Origin of the sequence: Pseudarthrobacter sp. 902506025 (assembly GCF_040702325.1) — a bacterium.
Classification (GTDB): Bacteria; Actinomycetota; Actinomycetes; order Actinomycetales; family Micrococcaceae; genus Arthrobacter.
The window spans coordinates 285923-306476 of record NZ_JBFBKW010000003.1 but is presented as its reverse complement, the minus strand read 5'-3'; the positions used below and the strand labels follow the sequence as shown (position 1 = coordinate 306476).

Below are 20554 nucleotides of genomic sequence, written 5' to 3'. Positions count from 1 at the left end.
GGCGTTTAGTTGTTCTACAGAAGTACGAAGTACGGTTAAGACGTGTGGAAAACAGCCCTTAAGCCCCGATGGATCGCAGGCTTTATCTTCGCGATCGCTCTCTCCGGGGTCTTCGTGCTGCTGAGCCAGTGGCAATTCGGCCGCTCCACCCAGCCCGAGGTGCCGGTCAATCCCGCCACCGAACAGGTCCGGCCGCTTACCGGCACCCTGCAGCCGGGTGAGTTCTTCCACGGCAGTGTTGCCGACCAGATGGTCACTGCCCAGGGGACGTACAGCCCGGACAAGCAGGTCCTGGTTCCCGGGAGGCTCCACGACGGCAAAACCGGCTACTGGGTTGTTTCAGCCTTCGCCGTTAACGGTGCCCCCGCCCTGACCGGAGCAGGTGCCTCACCACAGACGTGGATCCCGGTGGCACGCGGGTGGGTCGCCCAGCCCGGGGACGCGGCAGCACCGCCGTCGGGCCTTGTTGAGCTGACCGGCCGGCTGCTGCCGTCCGAAGCGCCGGTGGCGGGGAAAGCTCCGAAACCGGGGGAAGCCTCGGCCGTCTCCGTGGCGGAGCTCATCAACTACTGGGAGGTCAGCAGCTACCCAGGCTTCGTGTCTGCCACCGCGGAAGTGGTGGGGGGCCGGGACGTCAGCGCTGCCGCGGTTCCGGGGAACCTCCTTCCACTGGACATCGGTCCGCAGCCGCCGGCGCAGCACATCAACTGGCTCAACCTCTTCTACTCCATCGAGTGGGTTGTCTTCGCCGGGTTCGCCCTCTTCATCTGGTGGCGGCTGGTCAAGGACGACTACCACCGGGACCTGGAGGAGGCCCTTGACGACGCCGGGAACGACGGTGACGGGCACGACGAAAACCAACAGCTTCCACAGCAGGCCGAACAGCACCAGCAGCCTGAACAGCACCAGCAGAAGGTACAGCCATGATTGATCCGAAACCGGCCACCCCCTCATCGCAGGCCTCCGGCAAGACCTCCGGGAAGAAGCGCCGTTTCGGCGGTACCGAGGCGCAGATCCGGTCCGCCCTGAAGTTCTACAAGGTCATGGCCTACCTCACCGGCACCATGCTCCTGCTGCTGTGTGCGGAACTGGTGGCACGGTACGGCTTCGGGCAGTATCTGTTCGCCGGCGGAACCAATGCGGTGACCGGCCAGCCGTTCGGCTTCGGATTCGCCGACGCCGAGCCGGCGGGGGTGCTCAACGGCATGAACGTCTCCGTCACCGTCCTGATCGTGCACGGCTGGATGTACGTTGTGTACCTGATCTCCAACTTCCGGCTGTGGTCCCTGATGCGCTGGCCCTTCCTGAAACTGGTGCTGCTGGCACTGGGCGGCGTGGTGCCGTTCCTGTCGTTCATCGTGGAGAAGAAATTCCACGCAGAGGTGGAAGCCGAGCTTGCCGCCAATCCGCAGGCTCCCCAGCGCTACTGAAACGGGCCCGGCGCGCGCCGGCCATCCGCCGTCGGACGTCTGCTGCGTCACAGCGCGGCTTCTGAAGGTGCGCCGGTGCAAGGGCGCAAAGTAGGCTATTACGGTGACTACTCCCACTGCATCCCAGACTTCCCAGAAGCCGGTGCTGGTTGTTGATTACGGTGCCCAGTACGCGCAGCTGATTGCCCGCCGCGTCAGGGAAGCGAATGTGTATTCGGAAGTGGTTCCGCATACCTACTCCACCGAGCAGCTCCTGGCCAAGAACCCTGCCGCCATCATCCTCTCCGGTGGCCCCTCCAGCGTCTATGCCGACGGCGCCCCCAGCGTGGGTGCCGACCTCTTCGAAGCCGGCGTCCCCGTCTTTGGGATCTGCTACGGGTTCCAGGCCATGGCCAACGCCCTGGGCGGCAAGGTGGACAAGACCGGCCTGCGGGAGTACGGATCCACGGAAACCACCATCCTCGGTGACGGCCGCTCGGTGCTTGAGGGCATGCCCCAGCACCAGAAGACCTGGATGAGCCACGGCGACTCCGTGCACGAAGCCCCTGCAGGCTTCGATGTCCTCGCCACGACGGCAGGCGCCGAAGTTGCAGCCTTCGCCAACGAGGAAAAGGGCCTCTTCGGCGTGCAGTGGCACCCTGAGGTCAAGCATTCCGCCTACGGCCAGCAGGTGCTCGAGAACTTCCTGTTCAAGGGCGCCAAGCTGGAGCCCAACTGGACCACGGGCAACATCCTGGAAGAACAGGTGGAGCGCATCCGCCAGCAGGTAGGGGATGCCCGCGTTATCTGCGGCCTCTCCGGCGGCGTCGATTCGGCAGTGGCGGCAGCCCTGGTCCAGCGCGCCGTGGGCGACCAGCTCACTTGCGTGTTCGTGGACCACGGACTGCTGCGTGAAGGCGAAGCGGAACAGGTTGAACGCGACTTCGTGGCCGCAACCGGTGTGAAGCTGTACGTGGCCAACGAACAGGAACGCTTCCTCTCGGCCCTGGCCGGCGTCAGCGATCCCGAAACCAAGCGCAAGATCATCGGCCGGGAATTCATCCGCGCCTTCGAAGAAGCCGAACTGGCCATCATCGCCGAGGCCGCAGCCCACGGCGAGAAGATCAAGTTCCTGGTCCAGGGCACCCTGTACCCGGACGTCGTCGAATCCGGCGGTGGTGAAGGTGCAGCCAACATCAAGAGCCACCACAACGTGGGCGGCCTCCCCGAGGACCTGCAGTTCGAGCTCGTTGAGCCTCTGCGGGCCCTGTTCAAGGACGAGGTCCGTGCCGTCGGCGCCCAGCTCGGCCTGCCGCAGGAAATCGTCGGCCGCCAGCCCTTCCCGGGCCCCGGCCTGGGCATCCGGATCGTCGGCGAGGTCACCAAGGAGCGGCTGGACCTGCTGCGCAAGGCGGACGCCATCGCGCGTGCCGAGCTGACCGCGGCCGGGCTGGACAACGAGGTGTGGCAGATGCCCGTAGTCCTGCTCGCAGACGTCCGCAGCGTCGGCGTCATGGGCGACGGCCGCACCTACGGCCACCCCATCGTGCTCCGTCCGGTCTCCTCGGAAGACGCCATGACTGCCGACTGGTCGCGCCTGCCCTACGACCTGCTGGCACGGATCTCCAGCCGGATCACCAACGAGGTGGACGGCGTCAACCGGGTGGTGCTGGACGTCACCAGCAAGCCGCCGGGAACCATCGAGTGGGAATAGCACGCTAGTGGCCGGCCTCCGTCAGCGGAGGCCGGCCACTGCTGTTTCCCAGCGAATTCCTCCGCAATTTCCGGTGCCCCAGTGTTGCGGTCGCTCAAGTCCGGCGCCGGAGCGGCTACTCTCGAATCTATGCCGGTATGGTCCAGGGCGTCACGTGCAAACGCAGAAAAGAAGGCAGAAGTGTCAGTTGGTCAAGGCCACCCGGAAGGCTCGGAAGAGCTTCGTAAATGGCTGTCCGGGCTCAAACCCGTCACCGGCGCGGACACAATGCTCCGCTTCACCAAGACGCCGGAAGGTTCCATCGACCTCACCTCGGCACACCCCTCGGGCCTTGCCCAGCTCATGGCCGGGCGCCGCACACGCCTGTCCACCCTGATCCGTGACCGGCAGCAGTATGTGGTGGCCGCGAGGGCGTCGCGCAACATCCGGTCAAAGATCTTCGAGCTCGCCAACGACCGCGGCATCGACGCCGGATACCTGTCGGCGGGCACTGTGGTGTGGACATCCGCCGTCGGGGGCAAACCCCAGCGCGTGTCAGCCCCGGTCATGCTGACCGCCATCTCCCTGACGGTGCGCCCCGGGGAGGACGACTTCGAACTGCAGCTGACCGAACAGGCGCAGATCAACCCCGCCCTGGTGCGGCACCTGAAAAACATCCACGGGATCGTGTTCGACGTCAACGCCGTGACCCGCCTGGCCTACAGCACCGCGCGGTTCGACCCCCAGCCCGTCCTGGACCGGCTGGCCACCCTGATCCGGCCCATCCACGGGGCTGAAACCCAGCACAACCTGCTGGTCTCCACCTTTGCGGACCTCTCCGGCAACCTCGACGACCCCTGGATCAACGATTCCCACCCCATCGTCTCTGCGCTGGCCACCGCCGCCGGAGGCGAAGTGGTGGACGTCGAGGAACCGGACCCGTCCCGCTTCCCGCACCTGGACAACAGGCACCCCAAGGACGAGCTGCTGCTGCTGGATGCCGACACGGACCAGCAGTACGTTGTTGATGCTGCCCGCGCCGGGGACTCCCTGGTGGTCAGCAGCCCGCCCGGGACCGGCCAGACCCAGACGGCCATCAACACCATCGGCGCCCTGGTGGATGCCGGCAAGACCGTGCTGGTGGTGGGCGATCGCCGCGCCAGCCTGAACGAGGTTTCCGGGCACCTGGAGTCGTTGGGCCTGGAGTCCATCCTCTTCCAACTGACCGGGAACGTCACCGCCCAACAGCTGAAAGGCCAGCTGGTCCGGGCGATCGTCCGCAATGAAAAGTCCCTGGAACCCCAGCTGGGGAACCTGCACGCCACCCTGACCGAACACCGGCACGCCCTCATGGACCACGTGGCATCGCTCCACAACGTCCGCGAGAGGTGGGGCTGCTCGCCGTACCAGGCCATGCAGTCACTCGCTGAGCTCACCTCGATCCATCCTGCCCCGGCCACCACCGTCCGGCTCAAGCGCAGCGTCCTGGACAGCATCCGGGACCGTGAGGAGCTGGCGGGCAGGCTGCGGCGCGCCGCGGAACTGGGCAGCTTCAGCAAGGCGGCCACCACCAGCCCCTGGCACGGCGCCCGGCTGCTGACCCGGAAGGAAACCGAGGAAGCCCAGGACCTGGTCCGCTCGGTGGCCAAGAGCCTCCCCGTCCTGCGCGACCGCATGGACGCCGTTGCCGAGCACGCCGAGATCCGCCTGGGCGAGTCCTTCGCGGAGTGGGGAGAGCAGCTGGAACTGCTGGTTGCCGTCCGCGGCAGCCTGGACAAGTTCACCCCGGACATCTTCGACCGGCCCGTGACAGACCTGATCTCCGCCACGGCGCCGTCCGCGTGGCGGCGGGAGCGCGGCATCGAGCTGACCGCCATGCAGCGCTCCAGGCTGCGCAGGGTGGCCAAGGAATACGTGCGCCCGGGCGTCCACATCGCGGACCTGCACTCGTCCCTGGTGCTGGTCCAGGAACAGCGTGCCCTCTGGGCTGGCTACGCCACCACGCAGCGCCATCCCGCTGTTCCCTCCGGCCTGGCCGAAATGAACGCCATGTACCGGTCACTGGACCAGGAGCTGGCACAGCTGGGCGAGGCGCTGCAGTACACCGAAGATGGCGGGGCCTTGGCCACGGTGCCCTACGCGCAGCTGATGGACCGGCTGGACCGCCTGGTGGCGGACACCGATACGCTCAAGACGCTGCCCGAACGCACACTCCTCATTGAGAACATGCGTGAACATGGCCTGGGTGAACTCCTGGCCGATCTTGCAGAACGGGAAGTTCCGGAAGGATCCGTCGCCGCGGAGCTGGAGCTGGCGTGGTGGCAGTCCGCGCTTGAGGCAATGATCAGCGGCGACGACTACCTGGCGATGTCCGACGGCGACGCCCTGCGCCAGCTGGAAGCGGAGTACCGGCTGGCCGACAACGCCCACATTGCCAGCGGCGCCGCCCGTCTGCGGTGGGACCTCGCGGAACGGTGGCGGACAGCCATCGCTGCCCAGCCGCGCCAGGCAGACCTGCTCCGCAGCCTGCTCAAGGACGGCCGGGTGTCCCTGCCTTCCCTCACCGCCCAGGCACCTGAGCTGATCGGCACACTCGTCCCGGTCTGGTCCGTCAGCCCGTACCTGATGACGGGCCTGCTCCCGGCAGAACAGCACTTCGACGCCGTCGTGATCCTCGACGCGGAGGCCACCTCCCTGCAGGCCGTCCTGCCGTCGATTGCCCGGGCACGGCAGGTGATCGCCTTCGGCGACCCGCGCATTGCCACGCCCCGGACGTTCACGGTTGGGGTGGAGCGGCTGGCACCCGGCGAGTCTGCCCACCACCGCGTCGAGAGCGCTTTTACCGCGCTCTCCGCAGTGCTGCCGGTGTGGCGCCTCAACGTGGTGTACCGCGCAGTGGACGAGGACCTGGTCCTGCAGCTCAGTAAGAACTTTTACGACGGCGGCCTGCGCCGGCTGCCCGAGGGCCAGTCGGCCACGGGGCTGGACCGGTCCCTGCTGGTGGAATACCTGCCGGACGGCACCGGCCTTCCCAGTGCCGACCACGAAGGCGTGGAGTCCGTGGTTGCCGAGGTCAACCGCGTAGTGGAGTTGGTCTTCGAGCACGCCCGCCTGCGTCCGCGGACCTCCCTCGCCGTAGTCACCGCCAGCCTGCGCCACGCCGCGAGGATTGGCGAGTCCATCCGGCTCCAGCTGTCCAACCAGCCGGGCCTGGCCGGATTCTTCGGCGCCGGCCCGGAGTCCTTCCGCGTGGTGGACCTGGAACGTGCCCAGGGCCTGGTCCGCGACCATGTCATTTTCTCGCCGGGATTCGGGCGGACCCCGCACGGCCGTGCCCTCCACAACTTCGGGCCGCTGTCCGCTGAAGGCGGCCGGGAGAAGTTTGCCCTGGCCATGACCCGGGCCCGGCGTTCCCTGCACGTACTTACGTGCTTCCGGCCCGAGGACCTGGACCACACCCGGCTTACCCACGGGGCGGTGGACCTGTACGCGCTGCTGGACCGGGAAATTTCCGGCAACACGGATCTTGGCACCCCCGCGTCCCGCGCCGCCGCCAGCGAACAGGCGCTGGGCGCGGACCCGTTGGTGGCGGATCTCGGTGACCGGCTGCGTGCCCGGGGCGCCAGGGTCTGGCACCAATACGACGGGGCAATCGATGTAGTGGCAGCCGCCGACCCCCTGAATACCATGGGCCAGGAGGACTCCGACATCCCGCGGCCGGTGGCCATCGAGTCCGACGGCACTGCGCAGTACCGCACCATGAGCGTGCGGGAACGCAGCAGGCTGCGTCCCCAACTGCTGGAACGCCTTGGCTGGCGGTACATGCCGCTGTGGACCATCGAAGTGTTCACGGACCCGTCGTCCTGCGCAGACCGCATTGCCGGCTATCTGGGCCTGGAAAAGATGGTGCTGCCGGGCAGGACCCACCAGTCTGCGGGCTTCCTTGACGACGACGTTGACCAGGCGCTCAATGGAATTGACGCCGCGCCGTCCGCCGGAGTTTCCTACCTGCCCGGGGATCGCGGCGCAGGCCGGACCGGTGACAGCGGACACCAGGAAGCGGGATCCATGACCGAGGAAAAGAAACCTGCACACGGCAGGCTTGAGGAAGACGGCCGCGAGGAAGACATGCGCCAGGATGAGCTCCAGGACGGGCAGGCAGAAACAGTAACCGGCGGGGACGTTCCTGCAGGCCCGGCCGAAACGGCACCGGCGCCCCGGACAGTAACAGGCGGCACTGAAGAGATCCTCCCGAGCAAGGCAGCAGAGGATGACGCCCGCAGCTGGGGTGACCGGGAGGATGACCACGACACGTGGTTGAAGGAACAGAAGCCGCCGCACTGGGGCTGACCGACGCAAGCTTACGGCGGGCCGACCAGGACGAAGAACAGCCGGCCATGGGTTGACGCTCCGGCCAGGCGTGATGCTTGTTCGGCGGTGGCTGCCACCACGATCAGACCGTCGGGTCTCCGTGGTGCCCAGCCACTGGCCGCTCTGGCCGCCCTTGTTGGAGGTCCAGAGCACGGGGACGGCCGACGCCAGTACCTCCGACGGGCCTTGCTGGTCGAACCCGTTGGCCGATGTGAGCACAACGTTGACCAGTTGGCCGGGGGAGACCAGCTGAATCGACGAGGCATCCGCCATCCGCAGTGGAACTGCGGCTGAACCGGGCGGTGTACCTGCCAGGAGCCCGGGACCCACCAGCTGGGCATCGCTGAGGAGCTGGCCCTTGCGCATCGGTGCGGCGAGCTGTTTGCCGGTGGCGGCGGCGTCATCCCGGAGGAAGCCGTCGGCCACCATGCCAGGGGGCACCTGGACTCGGACCACGTCCGCGTCCGTCACGGCGGTCCCGGCAGGAAGATCCCGGGCTGCGGCCAGTGCGGTGGCGGTGGAGAGCGGGGCAGGAGTGAGCTGCTGGACGGCGATGGCGGCAGCTGCGCACAGCAACAGTGCAGCGGCGAGCCGGCGGTTCCGGCTCAACCAGGCGGCAACACGCGCGGGCAGGGGGCGGTTCCTTGGACTGCGGGCAGCGCCTGCGGGGCCCGAAGAATACCGGAGGGCGGCACGGCGGCGGGGAAGAAGGGGCATGCGCCCACGCTAACTCCGGGCGCACGCGCAAGGGAGCCGGGATAAGGCCTATGTGGACAAAAGCGGCCGGACGCTGGAAAGCGCCGGCCGCCGTCGTGAAGTCTGTGCCGGATTAGCTCGCGGCGGCTGCGGGCGCCGGCGCGGCGGGGGCGGCAGCAGGCGCTGCAGGCGCGGCGGAAACGGAGCTGCCCTTGGAAACGCGGGAGTCCGTGCGGTAGAAGCCGGAGCCCTTGAAGACGACACCGACGCTGTTGAACTTCTTGCGCAGCGTGCCTTCGCATTCAGGGCAGGACGTCAGGCTGCTGTCCGAGAACGACTGGACGATGTCGAAGGCGTGGCCGCAATCCTTGCAGGCGTAAGCATATGTTGGCACTGGTGCTCCTCCTCTTGGGCAAACGAGAGGTCCCGTGCTGCCACCTGGTAAACCATTAGCAGTCGCAGGGCCTGAGTGCTAATTCTATCACTGTGCACGGAACGACGGTGTTCAGGCGCCGCCCGCCAGGGGCCGGTACCCGGAAGGGACCAGGACGGCCGGGACTGGACGGTCGAACTCCTCGGCCGGGATCCGTCCGGCGGGCAGCAATTCTTCGTCGTAGATAACAGCGGCCAGCGGGATTTCCTTCCCGGCCGTAGCGAGGTGCCCCAGGAATTTGTCGTAGTAGCCGCCGCCCTGGCCAATCCTGTTGCCGGCCAGGTCCACGGCTGTGGCGGGAATGAAAAGCACAGCGGCGTCGCCGGCGGTTTCGGGCCCGTGCCGGTTCCCCGTGGGTTCCAGGATGGGCGCGTACCTGCTGCGCTCGAAGCCGGTGTCCGGAGTCCAGAACACCCAGCTCAACTCCCTGGCCGGTTCGCACACCGGAAGCAGGACCTGGTGGCCGCTGCGGTGCAGGGCTTCGATCAGCGGCAGGGTAGGTGGTTCCTGACCCACGCCAAGGTATACGCATGCTATCCCGGGACGGCCTTCCGTCACCGATCCAGCCCAGGCTTCCCCATGGGTGGCCAGGGCCTGGCCGGCAGCTTCCAGTTGCGCCGGTGTCAGGCCTGCCCGCCGCTGCCGGTGGGTAGCCCGGATCCCGTCCTTGACGGCGTTTGTCTCCTGCAGCATGTTGTCCTCCCTGAAGTCCGGTGTTCCGCGCCTTGAGGCCGCGTGCCGGCCTTCGGTGCCGGGGGTTACTGAAATACTTGACGCTGACGTTAGATTAGTCCGGTGAACACCAGTAAACCCAGAGTCCGCAAAGCCGTCATTCCCGCAGCGGGCCTGGGCACCAGGTTCCTGCCAGCCACCAAGGCCATGCCCAAGGAAATGCTTCCCGTCGTGGACAAGCCTGCCATCCAGTATGTGGTGGAGGAAGCCGTCCATGTGGGCCTCAACGACATCCTGATGATTACCGGCCGCAACAAGCGGGCCCTCGAAGACCACTTCGACAGGGTGCCGTCCCTCGAATCGACCCTTGAGGACAAGGGCGATACGGAAAAGCTTGCGTCCATCCAGGCCGCCAGCCAGCTGGGTGACATCCACTACGTCCGGCAGGGCGATCCCCATGGCTTGGGCCATGCCGTGCTCCGGGCGAAGCAGCATGTTGGCGATGAAGCCTTCGCCGTGCTGCTGGGCGACGACCTCATCGATGCCCGCGACGAACTCCTCAGCACCATGATCGACGTGCAGGCGAAAACCGGAGGGTCCGTCGTCGCCCTCATTGAGGTGGAACCCTCCCAGATCAGCGCCTACGGCTGCGCCGACGTCCAGGCCATCGACGGCGAGGACTATGTCCGCGTCAACCGGCTCGTCGAGAAGCCCTCGCCCGAGGAAGCACCGTCCAACCTGGCGCTGATCGGGCGGTATGTCCTGCACCCCGCCGTGTTCGAAGTCCTCGAGCACACGGAGCCGGGCCGCGGAGGCGAAATCCAGCTGACGGATGCCCTGCAGGAACTCGCCTCCGGTGACGGCGAGGGACATGGCGTGTATGGCGTGGTGTTCCGGGGCCGCCGTTACGATACCGGCGACAAGCTCAGCTACCTCAAGGCCTGCGTCCAGCTGGCCATCGACAGCGATGACCTGGGGCCCGGCCTGCGGGAATGGCTGCCGGGCTTCACCGCCGGCCTCTCCCGGTAGCGCCGTGCGCACAGGTCCCATCTGGCCGGCCACCCTCGAGTGCGGCGACCTGGTCCTGCGGCCCATCCGGTACCGGGACAAGAAAGAGTGGACAGAAGTCCGGTCACGGAACAGTGAGTGGCTGGCACCGTGGGAAGCCTCCAACCCGGACCCGTCCGGCGGACTTCCCGACTACCGGCACATGGTCCGCTCGCTCAACCTGCAGGCTGCACAGGCTACCGCCCTGCCCTTCGTCATCACGGAGTGGAGGCCGGGCCTGAGGAATCCGGCCATCGTGGGCCAACTGACGGTGTCTTCCATCGTCTGGGGTTCGGCCATGATGGCAACGTTGGGGTACTGGGTGGACCAATCCCGGGCGGGACGGGGGATAGCCCCCACCTCCGTGGCGCTGGTAACGGACCACTGTTTCCGTACGCTTGGCCTGCACCGGATGGAAATCAACATCCGGCCCGAGAACGGACCCAGCCTGCGGGTGGTGGAAAAGCTGGGGTTCCGGGACGAGGGGTACCGTCCCCGTTTCCTGCATATCAACGGCAAATGGGCGGACCACCGTTCGTTCGCCCTCACCTCCGAAGAGGTCCCGGAAGGCCTCCTGGGTCCGTGGCTGGCGTCGCGCCGGTAATAAATCCAACGGTTTGCCAGTGGGGGCACGACACACCGCAGCTAATGCGGCCTGAGCAGGCATGATGCTCATACGGTTTTGAGTGTGGACTTCCCCCTTAGCAGCTCAGTGATCCTTGTGGTTGCCGTCGCGCTCTGGATTGTATGGGTTGCCCCTTACGTCCTCCGGAACCGCAGGCATCAGTTCCAGCCCGCCGGCGAGTTCCTGGCAGACGCCCCCGCCGATGAAAGGCCGGATCCGCATGCCGGCCTGGTCCTGAACGTCGCCGCCCAGCAGGAGAAAGCCATGGAACCCAGGAAGAGTGCCGCATCCCTTGCCGGCACTGCAAGCACCCCACCTGCGGCGCCGTTCCGCATCCGCTACGGCCGCACTGGCGTGGCCCTTGTGGGACTCCTTTCCCTGGTGACTGCATTCATCTCAGGTGTGCTGCTTCCCTTCGGCATCGGCTCGCCCGCTCTGCCGCTCACCTGCACCCTGCTGACGGTTGCATCCGTGGCATTGCTGCGCTGGCTCGCCATCCGTGACCGCAAGGCGAAGGTGGACGCCGCCTTTCGCTCCGCGATGAGCGCCCCGGCGCGCCGTCCGGAAGACGCCGTCGCCCTGCCTGCGAAGCCCGAAACCGCCCCCGTGCTGCCGGAAAGCCGGCTTTTCGACGCCGAGGCGGGGGAGCCGAAGGTCATACCGCTCACCGCCATGGAGCTTCGCGAAGCCGCCCTCGCCGTTGCCGTGGCTGCCGGCGACACCAGCGCACCGGCAGTTGCTCCGGCCGCCCCCGCCAGCACCCCCTGGGAGCCGGTGGAAGTCCCCAAGCCCGTGTACGTGGAAGCCCCAAAGGCGGAGCGTCCCGAGCCGAAGCCGCTTGAGCTTCCCGAAGCGCCCAAGGCGGTCGGCAAGCCGTCACTGAAGCAGGGCGCTTCCGCAGCGCCCGCGGCAGAGACGGCTGCTGCAGCGGAAGCACAGCAGTTGTCCAAGGCTCAAAGCGCCCTCAGCAACCTCGACGACGTCCTGCAGCGCCGCCGCGCATAGGGCCCGGCAGCGCCTTGCCTTCCTCCGCCGTCCACTGCGCGCGTCAATTGGCGTTGAGCCGGGAAAATTTGTAGCCTAGGGACACCGGTCCCGCACCGGCGGGCAGCAGTCCGCCAGGGCGCGGATACGTCCGGGGCTATAGCTCAGTTGGTAGAGCGCTTCGTTCGCATCGAAGAGGTCAGGAGTTCGAATCTCCTTAGCTCCACCATTTGCAGGCACCCGGCCGGTTCCGGCGGGTGACCGGCCCGCCCCCTCAGGACAGGGATGGAGTGCCGGGCCTTTCCCCCAGATAGCGGACAAGGTTGGACGGCCGGTAGGTGGGATCGCCATCATGCCGCTTCAGAGCGGACTCTGCCACCCGTTCGTGTGCCGGATCGGTTGACCCTATGGGCCTGACGTAGGCAGGCAGCATTCTCCAAAAACCAACGCGGGATTCCTGGATCGGCGGGTACTGGTTGGACGGCTCAACCGGCGCCCCTGCCGCGGCCCCGGAGGCATCGGGCCGGAAGGCAAGCCCTGCGCTCCGGGTGCGTTCAACGATCCATGACAAGGCAACGTCGGACAGCAGGGTGCTCCGATTGCCGCCGCCTACGTCCCCGTGCGTTCCGGTGAACCCTACCTGTTCCAGTCTCTGGGTTCCCGCGTCGTCCTGCGGCTGCCAGAGCGTCGGAGCGAATGGTTTCCTTTTTTCATCAATTGCCAAGGCCTGGAACGCGTTGTCGACGGTAGTGGAGAGTGCCGTGTCGTGGAAGGCAAACCTGCGGTTGAACCTGTCAACGACAGGTACCCCGGTGAGCGGGATGCCGAGCGCCCCCACGGTGTCCCAGACCGCGATGCAGCGGATCCGGGTCTCGTGGGAGAAGGACCGGCGGAAGAGCGTGGCTTCGACCGAACGCGGGTTGGTGGTGGCAGTCCGGTCCCTGTAAAGGCTGAAGGCGGCGCCCAGCCTTCCACGGAAACGCCGGCGCAGGATGCCCGCGTTCCTGATCAGTCCAGCGGTACTGCGGGCTGTGTAGGCGCCGCGGCTGAAGCCCAGCAGGAACAGCTCATCCCCTGGCTGGAAGTTGCCCATGATGAAGCGGTAGGCGGCGAGGATGTCGTAGGAGAGCCCTGCGCCGAACGCGCCTCCACCGAGACGGCCCTGGCGTCCGGTGCCCACGCCGCGATGATAGAAGACCCTCTGTTCAATGTCGGTGCCGTCCTGGTCCTTGCCGGCCGCAGCGATGGCCAGGGCGAGCTTTGTGACATTGGTGGGGCACGGCTGCCCGTCGTCAGCCTGGTCCGGGGTTGCCCACGTTCCGTCGCAGCAAACTACTATGCGCTTGGCCATTTCGTCTTCCTGGGAATCCGACCCTCACCCCGCCCGCGGTCGCGGCTTCCATCGGTATACACCCGCGCCGGCTTCCCGTCCATACATGCCTAACGCCGGCGGCTGGGTTGTTGTTGTGTGCCCGGTCCGGGGGGCTTAGCGTGGAGTGAGCAGCGGGCGGAACAGTGTCAGGAGCCCCGGAATGAATGGGACGACGGTCGGCAACCTGGGGGATTTCGGTGCCCGCGACGTCGCCCTGGCCGGTGGGAAAGGCGCCAGCCTTGGCGAACTGGTCCGCGCCGGCTTTCCGGTTCCGCCCGGATTTGTAGTGACCACCAGGGCATACCTTGCCATGCTGGAGGAATCCGGGGTGGGCGGCGAGCTGGGCCGGTTGCTCAAGGCAGGCGCCCCGCCGGCGGAGGTCCGCAGTCTTTTCACGGAGGCAAAGATGCCGGACCGTGTCCGCAAGGACATTGCCGCGGCTTATGCGGGCCTGGGCGGGAGCCCGGTGGCGGTCCGTTCCAGTGCCACCGCCGAAGACCTGCCAGGTGCCACATTCGCCGGGCAGCAGGACACCTACCTGAATATCCGTGGCGAGACGGCGGTGGTCCAGGCCGTGGTGGGTTGCTGGGCGTCGCTGTGGACGGACCGGGCCATTGCCTACCGCGGCAGGCAGGGTGTGGACCCCGGCGGCGCCGCCATGGCCGTCGTCGTCCAGGAAATGGTGCGCGCAGACCTGGCGGGCGTCATGTTCACCGCCAACCCGGTAACTGGTGAGCGCAACGAAATCCTCATCGATGCGAGCCCCGGTCTGGGTGAGGCGGTGGTTGCAGGCGAGGTCATCCCTGAACGGTATGTCCTGGACCGGGCGGGCGGGATCCGCGCCTTCAGGCCGGGCCGGCATGAGGTGGTTATCCGGGCAGGGACCGAAGGCGGCACCCAGAGGTCCGTTGGGGCAGGGGAGTCCGTCCGCGGACTCGGGAGCGGCCAGGCGGCTGAGCTGGCACGGTTGGCGGTGGGCGTGCAGGACCATTTCGGCCGCCCCCAGGACATCGAATGGGCGATTGCCGGCCGCCGTATATTCCTGGTGCAGGCCCGGCCCATAACGGCCCTGCCCCCGCAGCCATTGCGGCTCAACCCGATCCAGCGCCTGCTGGCGCCCTTTTTGCTGGAGATGTTCCAGGTCCGTCCCTACCCCCTGGACGTCTCCGGATGGATGCAGCGCGGCATCCTGGCCATGCTCCACGGCATAGCCGGCAGTGTAGGTGTGTCATTCCCGCCCGTGGAAAAACTGTTGCCCGAAGAGGACGGTGTGGTGGTGCGGCTGGTTCCGCCGGTACCCCGGCCCACCCTGCGGACGCTGGCAGCGCCGCTGGCCCTTATCCGCCGGGCCAGGCGCTACGACCCTTCCCGGTGGACCCTCGACAGCAGGTTTACGGCCTTTCTGGACAACGTCAGCAGGCTGGCGGCCCAGGACCCGCGCCCGCTCTCCTGGCAGGGAGTCGTTTCGCTAGCCACTGAGGCCTTCACCACCATGCGGGGGATCACCGAACTCAGGATCTCGTACCTTCCCGGGATACTCCTTCCCCAACTGGAATTGCGCCTGCTGCTCCTCCCACTGGGCAAACTGAAGCTTGCACCCGCACTCATCGCCGGTGCGGAGACCCGCACCAGCCAGGCCAACACGGCGCTCGGGAATCTGGCTGACCAGGTCAGGACCAGCCCGGCCCTGAAGCAGGCCTTCAGCAGCCTCGCACCGGGCGAACTGCTGGCTGCCCTTGAGCACCAACAGGAGTTCGCCGGCTTCCGGTCCGCGTTCGACGGTTTCCTGGCCGAGTACGGCCACCGCGAAACGGTCAGTGTGCTGCTCAGCAGCGCGCCCACGTGGTCGGACGCGCCCGAGGTGGTGCTCGGGCTCATCACGTCGATGATGGGCGATCGCCCGCCGGTCCGGGACCAGACCGGCGAGGCGCTCGCGGACCTGATGCGGCATCCTGCCCTCCGCGTGGCTGTCCTCCGCCGCCACGTCCTGTCCACTGTCCAGGCAGCCAAAACCGGGATGGCGTTCCGGGAGGACAGCCACTTCCATGCCACCAAGGTGCTGCCGCCCCTGCGCCGGGCGCTGCTGGAGCTGGGGCGCCGCCTGGTCATCGCAGGAGTTTTGGCGGACCCTCAGGAGGTCAACCACCTGCGCTTCGAGGAACTGGCCGCAATGCCCGACGGCGGGGCGTTGCCACCGGACGACCGGGAACGGTACCGCCGCCTGGTGCTGGCAAGGGCTGCCAAGCGCAGGGAGCTTGAGGGTATCCCGCTGCTGGACCCCGTTTCCCTGTTCGCGGACTCCCGGCGGCCGCACGGGGTCCTGGCCAGCGGCATGCCTGCCAGCCGCGGCCAGGCAACGGGGACAGTGCGGGTGATCCGCAGCCCGGAGGAATTCGGGTTGCTCAGGAGCGGTGAAATCCTGGTCTGCCCCTACACCAACCCTTCGTGGACCCCACTGTTCCAGCGGGCTGCTGCGGTGGTGGTGGATTTGGGCGGCGCCGGCTCCCATGCCGCGATCGTCGCCCGGGAGTACGGCATCCCGGCCGTCATGGGCACGGGGAACGGCACCAGCACCCTGGCCGACGGGCAGGCCGTCATGGTGGACGGAAGCACGGGGCGGGTCACCGCGGCCTGACCCAAGCCAACACTGCCGGCCGGAGGCAGACGCTGCGGGCAGTCCAGTGGGCAAAATGCCACGTGGCAAAACGCGGGACCGATGGGCGGCCCGATTGGATTGTGGGGGCCTAGAGTGGGGCCCATGGGAATCATCATCGGCCTGCTGGTCATCTGGCTCATCCTGTCCATCGTCGGCTTCGTGGTGAAGGGCCTGCTCTGGCTCGCCATCATCGGCCTGGTCCTCTTCGTCGCCACCGGCGTCTGGGGCTGGCTAAAGCGCCGAACCAACGCCTGACGGTACATCCGCCGGCCTGGCCAACGGCTGCCGGCCCGGCCGGCGGTGAACTCCTTACTGCCAAAAGGCCCTACCCCTTCGGCCTCCGCGGCTCCACGCTTTCTCCATGAGCCTCACAGAGCCCGCCGCCGGTCCTTTGGCCTTGGTCCCGCCGGTCCGCCGGGATACCCCTGCCAACCGCGCCCTGCACCCTGACCGTCCCTGGATCCGGTCCGTCCGCATATCTGTCGGACTCTTCGTGCTCGCCGCACTGGTCCAGAAGACGTTCGATGCCACCCTCCCGGGCAATGACGTGGATGTTCCCCAGCTGTACTCGGAGTTCACCGTCCAGGGAAACCTTGCCTTGGGGCTCGTTTTGATTGTTTCGGGTGTCCGGCGGCGGGCCCGGCTGCCGCACTGGTGGGACCACCTTTTCGGAGCGCTGGTCCTTTATCTGGTGATGACGGGCATCATCTATGTGGTGCTGGTGGCTCCGCCGGGTGAACCGTGGTGGAGCTGGGATCTGTATTGGCCCCAGATGGTGCACCACCGCCTCGCCCCGTTGGTGACGGCGCTCGACTGGCTCCTGGTGACACGGACGTTGCGCGGGGCGTGGTGGCGGCCCCTCGCCTGGCTGGGCTATCCCGTGGCTTTCCTTGCGTTCTCCTGGATCCGCGGGGGCCTCGACGGATGGTACGTCTACGACTTCCTGGATCCCACGCTCGACGGCGGGTGGGCCAGGGTGTTTGTTTCCACGGCCCAGGTCCTGGTTGCGTTCCTGGTTGTCTCGGTCCTGGTCCACGCGGCGGGCAACGCGCGGGCGGTGCTGGCGGCCGGAAAGGCCGGAAAGGCCGGCAGGGCCCGCGGCGCCGAAGCCCCTAGATCCAGCCCTTCTTTTTGAAGATTCCGTACATGAGGGCCCCGGCGGCAACCATGAGGACCAAGGCGTAGGGATAACCACCGGCCCAGTGGAGCTCAGGCATGTTGTCGAAGTTCATCCCGTAGATGCCGGCCACAAATGACGGCGCGAACAGGATCGCTGCCCAGGATGAGATCTTCTTGACCTGTTCGTTCTGCTCGGCGCTGGCCTCGTTCTGCCGGTTGGCGGTCAGGGTTCCGTCCAGGGTCAGGGCATTCTGCAGCAAGTCCCGGAACGAGTCGGCCCGGGAAATCACCCGTTCCACGTGGTCCTCCACGTCGCGCAGGTTGTGCCGGAGTTCGGTTTCCACCCCGTACTTCTCGAAGCCCCGCTTCAGCTGGTCCAGCATCTCCGGCAGGGGGTGGATGGCGCGCTGGAACTGGATGACTTCGCGGGCCAGTTCATAGATTCGGCGTGACACCGAGGAATCGCCGCTGAACAGCTGGTCCTCAATTTCGTCAATATCGTTCTCCAGGCCCGCCACCACCGGCGCGTAGTCATCAACCACCCGGTCCAGCAGGGCGTAAAGAACAGCTTCAGGCCCGTGCTGGAGGAGGTCGGGGCGGGCCTCCAGCCGCTGCCGCACGCGGGCCACGCCCGCCGTTTCCGCATGCCGTACGGTCACTACGAAGTTCTTCCCGGTGAAGACGTGGAGCTCGCCGAACTCCACGGTCTCGTCCACATCCAGGTACCGGGCCGGACGCAGGACGGTGAAGAGGTTGTCGTCGTACCGCTCCAGCTTGGGCCGCTGGTGTGCCGAGACGGCGTCCTCCACCGCGAGGGCGTGCAGCCCGAACTCATTGGCGACGGCGGTCATTTCTTCCGCAGTGGGACGGTAGAGCCCGATCCATGCCATGCCGCCGTGCCGGGCCAGGGTCTCAAAGGTCTGTTCCAGGCTTTCGGGCTCTGCGTGGCGGACGCCGTTGACGTAGACGGCGTTATCGATGATGGTCATTCAGGAAATCCTAGCCGGGGTGGCGGCACTGCTAAGGCCACTGATGAGCGGCTCGGTGCGGTAGGGGATATGGGTGTGCAGGGCCAGGACGGTCTCTGTCCGGATGACTCCCTTGATCCTCAGGACCTGCCGCAGGGAGGACTGGAGATTGTGGGTGTCGGTGGCAACCACCCGGCACCAGACGTCCCCGCGGCCTGAGATCTCATGGACCTCCAGGACCTGAGGGATGAGGCGCAGCGCCGCCACGACGCCGTCGAGCTCACGGTGGGAGACTTCGATGGTGACGAAAGCAACCACGTCATAGCCCACCGCTTCGAGATCGACTTCGCGGCCGCCAGGGCGCAGTACGCCGGTGCGGAGCAGGCGGCGCACGCGCGACTGGGCCGTGTTGCGGGCGATGCCCAGGGAGTCGCTGAGCTCGCCGATCTGGATCCGGGGATCCCTGATGAGGGCCAGGAGGATCTTCAGGTCTGTGGTGTCCAACTTGTTCAAGATCGTCACTCTCCATCATGCGGTGATCCGTAAGTTGATGATTTTGCTCAATTATCCACCTCATAACGGACGGATGGCGCAGCCGTGCCGCACTCTTGTATCAACACTGTTGTATCCGCGAAGGGCTCCCACAAGGACCACCCGCCGCGGCGATCCTTAAGGCGGCACAATGACGGTCTTCAGCGAACTGCGCATGCGTCCGGTACCGGCTACGCCCAGCGGGTGGAATGCCTCCACCACGGCGCGGCTGGTGATTTCCGGGGCCGCCATCTTCATGCTCCTGGTGGGCGCCAACCTTGCCACGCCGCTGTACCCGCTGCTGCAGGCCAACCTGGGACTGTCCAGCCTGGAAGTCACAGCAGCCTTCGCCAGCTATGTCCTGGCGCTGGTGGGGACCCTGCTCCTGGCCGGGCACTGGTCGGACCATATCGGCAGGCGGGCAGCCCTCCTGGTCGCCGTGCTGACCGGACTGGCGGGTGGCGGAATATTTGCCGAGGCCCACTCGCTGGCGGCCCTGTGCGCCGGCCGGGCCCTGCAGGGTATCGCAGTCGCGCTTGCCACGGGAGCCAGCGCGGCTGCCCTGCGTGAACTGCTTCCCTCCCGGCCGGAATGGGCGTCGCGCTTTACCCTGCTGGCCTCTTCAGGGGGAGTTGCGGCCGGGCCTGTCATCGGCGGCCTGCTGTCCCTGCTTCCCGGCGCCACCACGGCTCCGTACGCCGTCCATTCGCTGCTGCTCGCCGGGCTTCTGGTGCCGCTCTACCTGATCCGTGCCCGCCCGGCCATCATGATTCCCGCTGTGTCCCGGCCGCTGCATGCCCTTGCGCCGCGCAGGCCCTCCGTGTCCCGCCAGGCGAGGGGCGCTTTCTGGCTGGCATCCGGCGTCGGCTTCCTCAGCTTTGCCGTGTTTGGCTTCTCCCTGTCCCTGGCCCCGGGATACTTCGCCCAGGTCCTGGGCACGGACTCCCGGCCGCTGATCGGCGTTCTCGCCGGGCTGCCGCTTGGTGCATCGGCCCTGAGCCAGTTGGTGACCGTGCGCGGGCGCCTGACCGTGCCCGCCGGCCTGGCCGTACTGGGCGTCTCCGTCATGCTGCTGGGCGCCGCCGGGACCTGGCACAGCCCCGTGATGCTGGTGGGCGCAGCCATTGCCGCCGGAGTGGGGCAGGGGCTGGCATTCCGTACCGTGTTCAACGATGTGGCGGCGAGGGTGGAACCGGCCCGCCACGCGCAGATCATCAGCACCGTCTACGTCATCACCTACCTGGGAAGCGCGGTGCCGGTCCTGGGCCTGGGCTGGGCCAGCGCCGCGTTCGGCATGGCAGCGGCCGTGCAGGGCTTCGTCCTGCTGTGCGGTGCGGCGGCCCTTGGACTTGCCGCCGCGACGCTGGTCCAAACGGCGAGGCGGCAGTCCGCCGCCTGAACCGTGGCCCCCGGGGCTGTTTCGCTGCTAGTCCGGAAGCGGGCCGTGGTTGCCCTGGATGTGCTCGAAGACGAGGGTGGTTTCGGTGTGCCCCACCACGGGGTCGGTGGCCAGGTTGTCCAATACCCAGTCCCGCAGGTCTTCTGTAGTCCCGACGGCGATGTGCAGCAGGTAGTCGACCGAACCTGAGGTGTGGAAGGTGGACAGCACGGCGGGCAGGTGCGGCACGCGGGCGGTGAAACGGTCGATCTGGTCCCTGTCGTGGGCGCGGAGCCGTACAGCCACCAGTGCCTGTACGGACCTGCCGATGGCTGACAGGCTCAGCTTCGCCTCGTAACCCTGGACGATGCCCCGCTCCGAAAGGGCACGGGTGCGCATAAGTGCCGTCGAGGGCGCAATCCCCACCATCTCGGCGAGCTGTTTGTTGGAAATCCTGGCATCCGCCACCAGGGCCGCGAGGAGTCGCTCGTCGATGGCGTCCAGCGGCTCCAGGTGCGCCCCGGGCCTGGTGTTCCTTGCATTCGTGCTCACTGCGGTTCCTTCCAAGCGGTCCTAGTTCATCCTAGACCGCAGAATCGC

The 20554-nt window shown here is 67.1% G+C and carries 17 protein-coding genes, 1 tRNA gene and 1 pseudogene; 12 read left to right on the top strand and 7 right to left on the bottom strand.

Annotated features, from left to right (window positions below):
• Window positions 1-42: 42 nt before the first annotated feature.
• The 4 genes from AB0280_RS08615 (at window position 43) to AB0280_RS08600 (ending at window position 7452) form a co-directional block, all read left to right on the top strand.
• Window positions 43-927, top strand: coding sequence for an SURF1 family protein (locus AB0280_RS08615; RefSeq protein WP_366366880.1), 885 nt, complete (start codon window positions 43-45; stop codon window positions 925-927).
• Window positions 924-1430: a DUF3817 domain-containing protein gene (locus AB0280_RS08610; RefSeq protein ID WP_275179597.1), complete on the top strand. Its 507-nt coding sequence runs from the start codon at window positions 924-926 to the stop codon at window positions 1428-1430. The genes AB0280_RS08615 and AB0280_RS08610 overlap by 4 nt, the downstream gene beginning before the upstream one ends.
• Window positions 1431-1533: 103 nt before the next feature.
• Window positions 1534-3123 carry a glutamine-hydrolyzing GMP synthase gene (gene guaA, locus AB0280_RS08605; protein WP_159631439.1) on the top strand — a complete coding sequence of 530 codons (1590 nt, stop codon included), beginning with the start codon at window positions 1534-1536 and terminating at the stop codon, window positions 3121-3123.
• 129 nt (window positions 3124-3252) lie between these two features.
• Window positions 3253-7452: a DUF4011 domain-containing protein gene (locus AB0280_RS08600; RefSeq protein WP_366366878.1), complete on the top strand. Its 4200-nt coding sequence runs from the start codon at window positions 3253-3255 to the stop codon at window positions 7450-7452.
• A 411-nt stretch (window positions 7453-7863) separates the two neighbouring features.
• Here the strand turns inward: AB0280_RS08600 and AB0280_RS08595 are convergent.
• From AB0280_RS08595 to AB0280_RS08585, 3 genes and pseudogenes are all read right to left on the bottom strand, one after another.
• A pseudogene (locus tag AB0280_RS08595) lies at window positions 7864-8190 on the bottom strand (SAF domain-containing protein); the annotation flags it as partial.
• Between the two features lie 112 nt (window positions 8191-8302).
• The gene (locus tag AB0280_RS08590) at window positions 8303-8563 is read right to left on the bottom strand and encodes an FmdB family zinc ribbon protein (protein ID WP_366366876.1); all 261 of its coding nucleotides are present in this window, start codon (window positions 8561-8563) and stop codon (window positions 8303-8305) included.
• Window positions 8564-8674: 111 nt separating this feature from the next.
• Window positions 8675-9295 carry a 5-formyltetrahydrofolate cyclo-ligase gene (locus AB0280_RS08585; RefSeq protein ID WP_366366874.1) on the bottom strand — a complete coding sequence of 207 codons (621 nt, stop codon included), beginning with the start codon at window positions 9293-9295 and terminating at the stop codon, window positions 8675-8677.
• A 102-nt stretch (window positions 9296-9397) separates the two neighbouring features.
• On the opposite strand from AB0280_RS08585, the gene galU reads away from it, so the two are divergent.
• The 4 genes from galU to AB0280_RS08565 all read left to right on the top strand — a co-directional run bounded on the left by galU (window position 9398) and on the right by AB0280_RS08565 (window position 12159).
• Window positions 9398-10303: a UTP--glucose-1-phosphate uridylyltransferase GalU gene (gene galU, locus AB0280_RS08580; RefSeq protein WP_159631444.1), complete on the top strand. Its 906-nt coding sequence runs from the start codon at window positions 9398-9400 to the stop codon at window positions 10301-10303.
• A 4-nt stretch (window positions 10304-10307) separates the two neighbouring features.
• Window positions 10308-10925: a GNAT family N-acetyltransferase gene (locus tag AB0280_RS08575; protein WP_366366872.1), complete on the top strand. Its 618-nt coding sequence runs from the start codon at window positions 10308-10310 to the stop codon at window positions 10923-10925.
• A gap of 108 nt (window positions 10926-11033) precedes the next feature.
• Window positions 11034-11951, top strand: a complete 918-nt coding sequence (locus AB0280_RS08570) for a hypothetical protein (protein WP_366367094.1) — start codon at window positions 11034-11036, stop codon at window positions 11949-11951.
• A 132-nt stretch (window positions 11952-12083) separates the two neighbouring features.
• A tRNA-Ala gene (locus tag AB0280_RS08565) sits at window positions 12084-12159 on the top strand.
• A 45-nt stretch (window positions 12160-12204) separates the two neighbouring features.
• Here the strand turns inward: AB0280_RS08565 and AB0280_RS08560 are convergent.
• Window positions 12205-13281: a DUF2235 domain-containing protein gene (locus tag AB0280_RS08560; RefSeq protein WP_366366870.1), complete on the bottom strand. Its 1077-nt coding sequence runs from the start codon at window positions 13279-13281 to the stop codon at window positions 12205-12207.
• Window positions 13282-13462: 181 nt separating this feature from the next.
• On the opposite strand from AB0280_RS08560, the gene AB0280_RS08555 reads away from it, so the two are divergent.
• From AB0280_RS08555 to AB0280_RS08545, 3 genes are all read left to right on the top strand, one after another.
• Entirely contained in the window at window positions 13463-15937 is a 2475-nt protein-coding gene (locus tag AB0280_RS08555) for a PEP/pyruvate-binding domain-containing protein (RefSeq protein ID WP_366366869.1), read from the top strand.
• A gap of 123 nt (window positions 15938-16060) precedes the next feature.
• Entirely contained in the window at window positions 16061-16213 is a 153-nt protein-coding gene (locus tag AB0280_RS08550) for a hypothetical protein (RefSeq protein ID WP_018760353.1), read from the top strand.
• A 106-nt stretch (window positions 16214-16319) separates the two neighbouring features.
• Window positions 16320-17093, top strand: a complete 774-nt coding sequence (locus AB0280_RS08545) for a Pr6Pr family membrane protein (RefSeq protein ID WP_366366867.1) — start codon at window positions 16320-16322, stop codon at window positions 17091-17093.
• On the opposite strand, the gene corA is transcribed toward AB0280_RS08545, so the two are convergent.
• A complete protein-coding gene (gene corA, locus AB0280_RS08540) occupies window positions 17071-18066 on the bottom strand; it encodes a magnesium/cobalt transporter CorA (protein WP_364397475.1) in 996 nt (331 codons plus the stop codon). The genes AB0280_RS08545 and corA overlap by 23 nt on opposite strands.
• Window positions 18067-18558, bottom strand: coding sequence for an Lrp/AsnC family transcriptional regulator (locus tag AB0280_RS08535; RefSeq protein WP_366366865.1), 492 nt, complete (start codon window positions 18556-18558; stop codon window positions 18067-18069).
• Between the two features lie 169 nt (window positions 18559-18727).
• On the opposite strand from AB0280_RS08535, the gene AB0280_RS08530 reads away from it, so the two are divergent.
• The gene (locus AB0280_RS08530) at window positions 18728-19975 is read left to right on the top strand and encodes an MFS transporter (protein WP_307488248.1); all 1248 of its coding nucleotides are present in this window, start codon (window positions 18728-18730) and stop codon (window positions 19973-19975) included.
• A gap of 27 nt (window positions 19976-20002) precedes the next feature.
• On the opposite strand, the gene AB0280_RS08525 is transcribed toward AB0280_RS08530, so the two are convergent.
• A complete protein-coding gene (locus AB0280_RS08525) occupies window positions 20003-20506 on the bottom strand; it encodes an Lrp/AsnC family transcriptional regulator (protein ID WP_159631451.1) in 504 nt (167 codons plus the stop codon).
• Window positions 20507-20554: the final 48 nt, after the last annotated feature.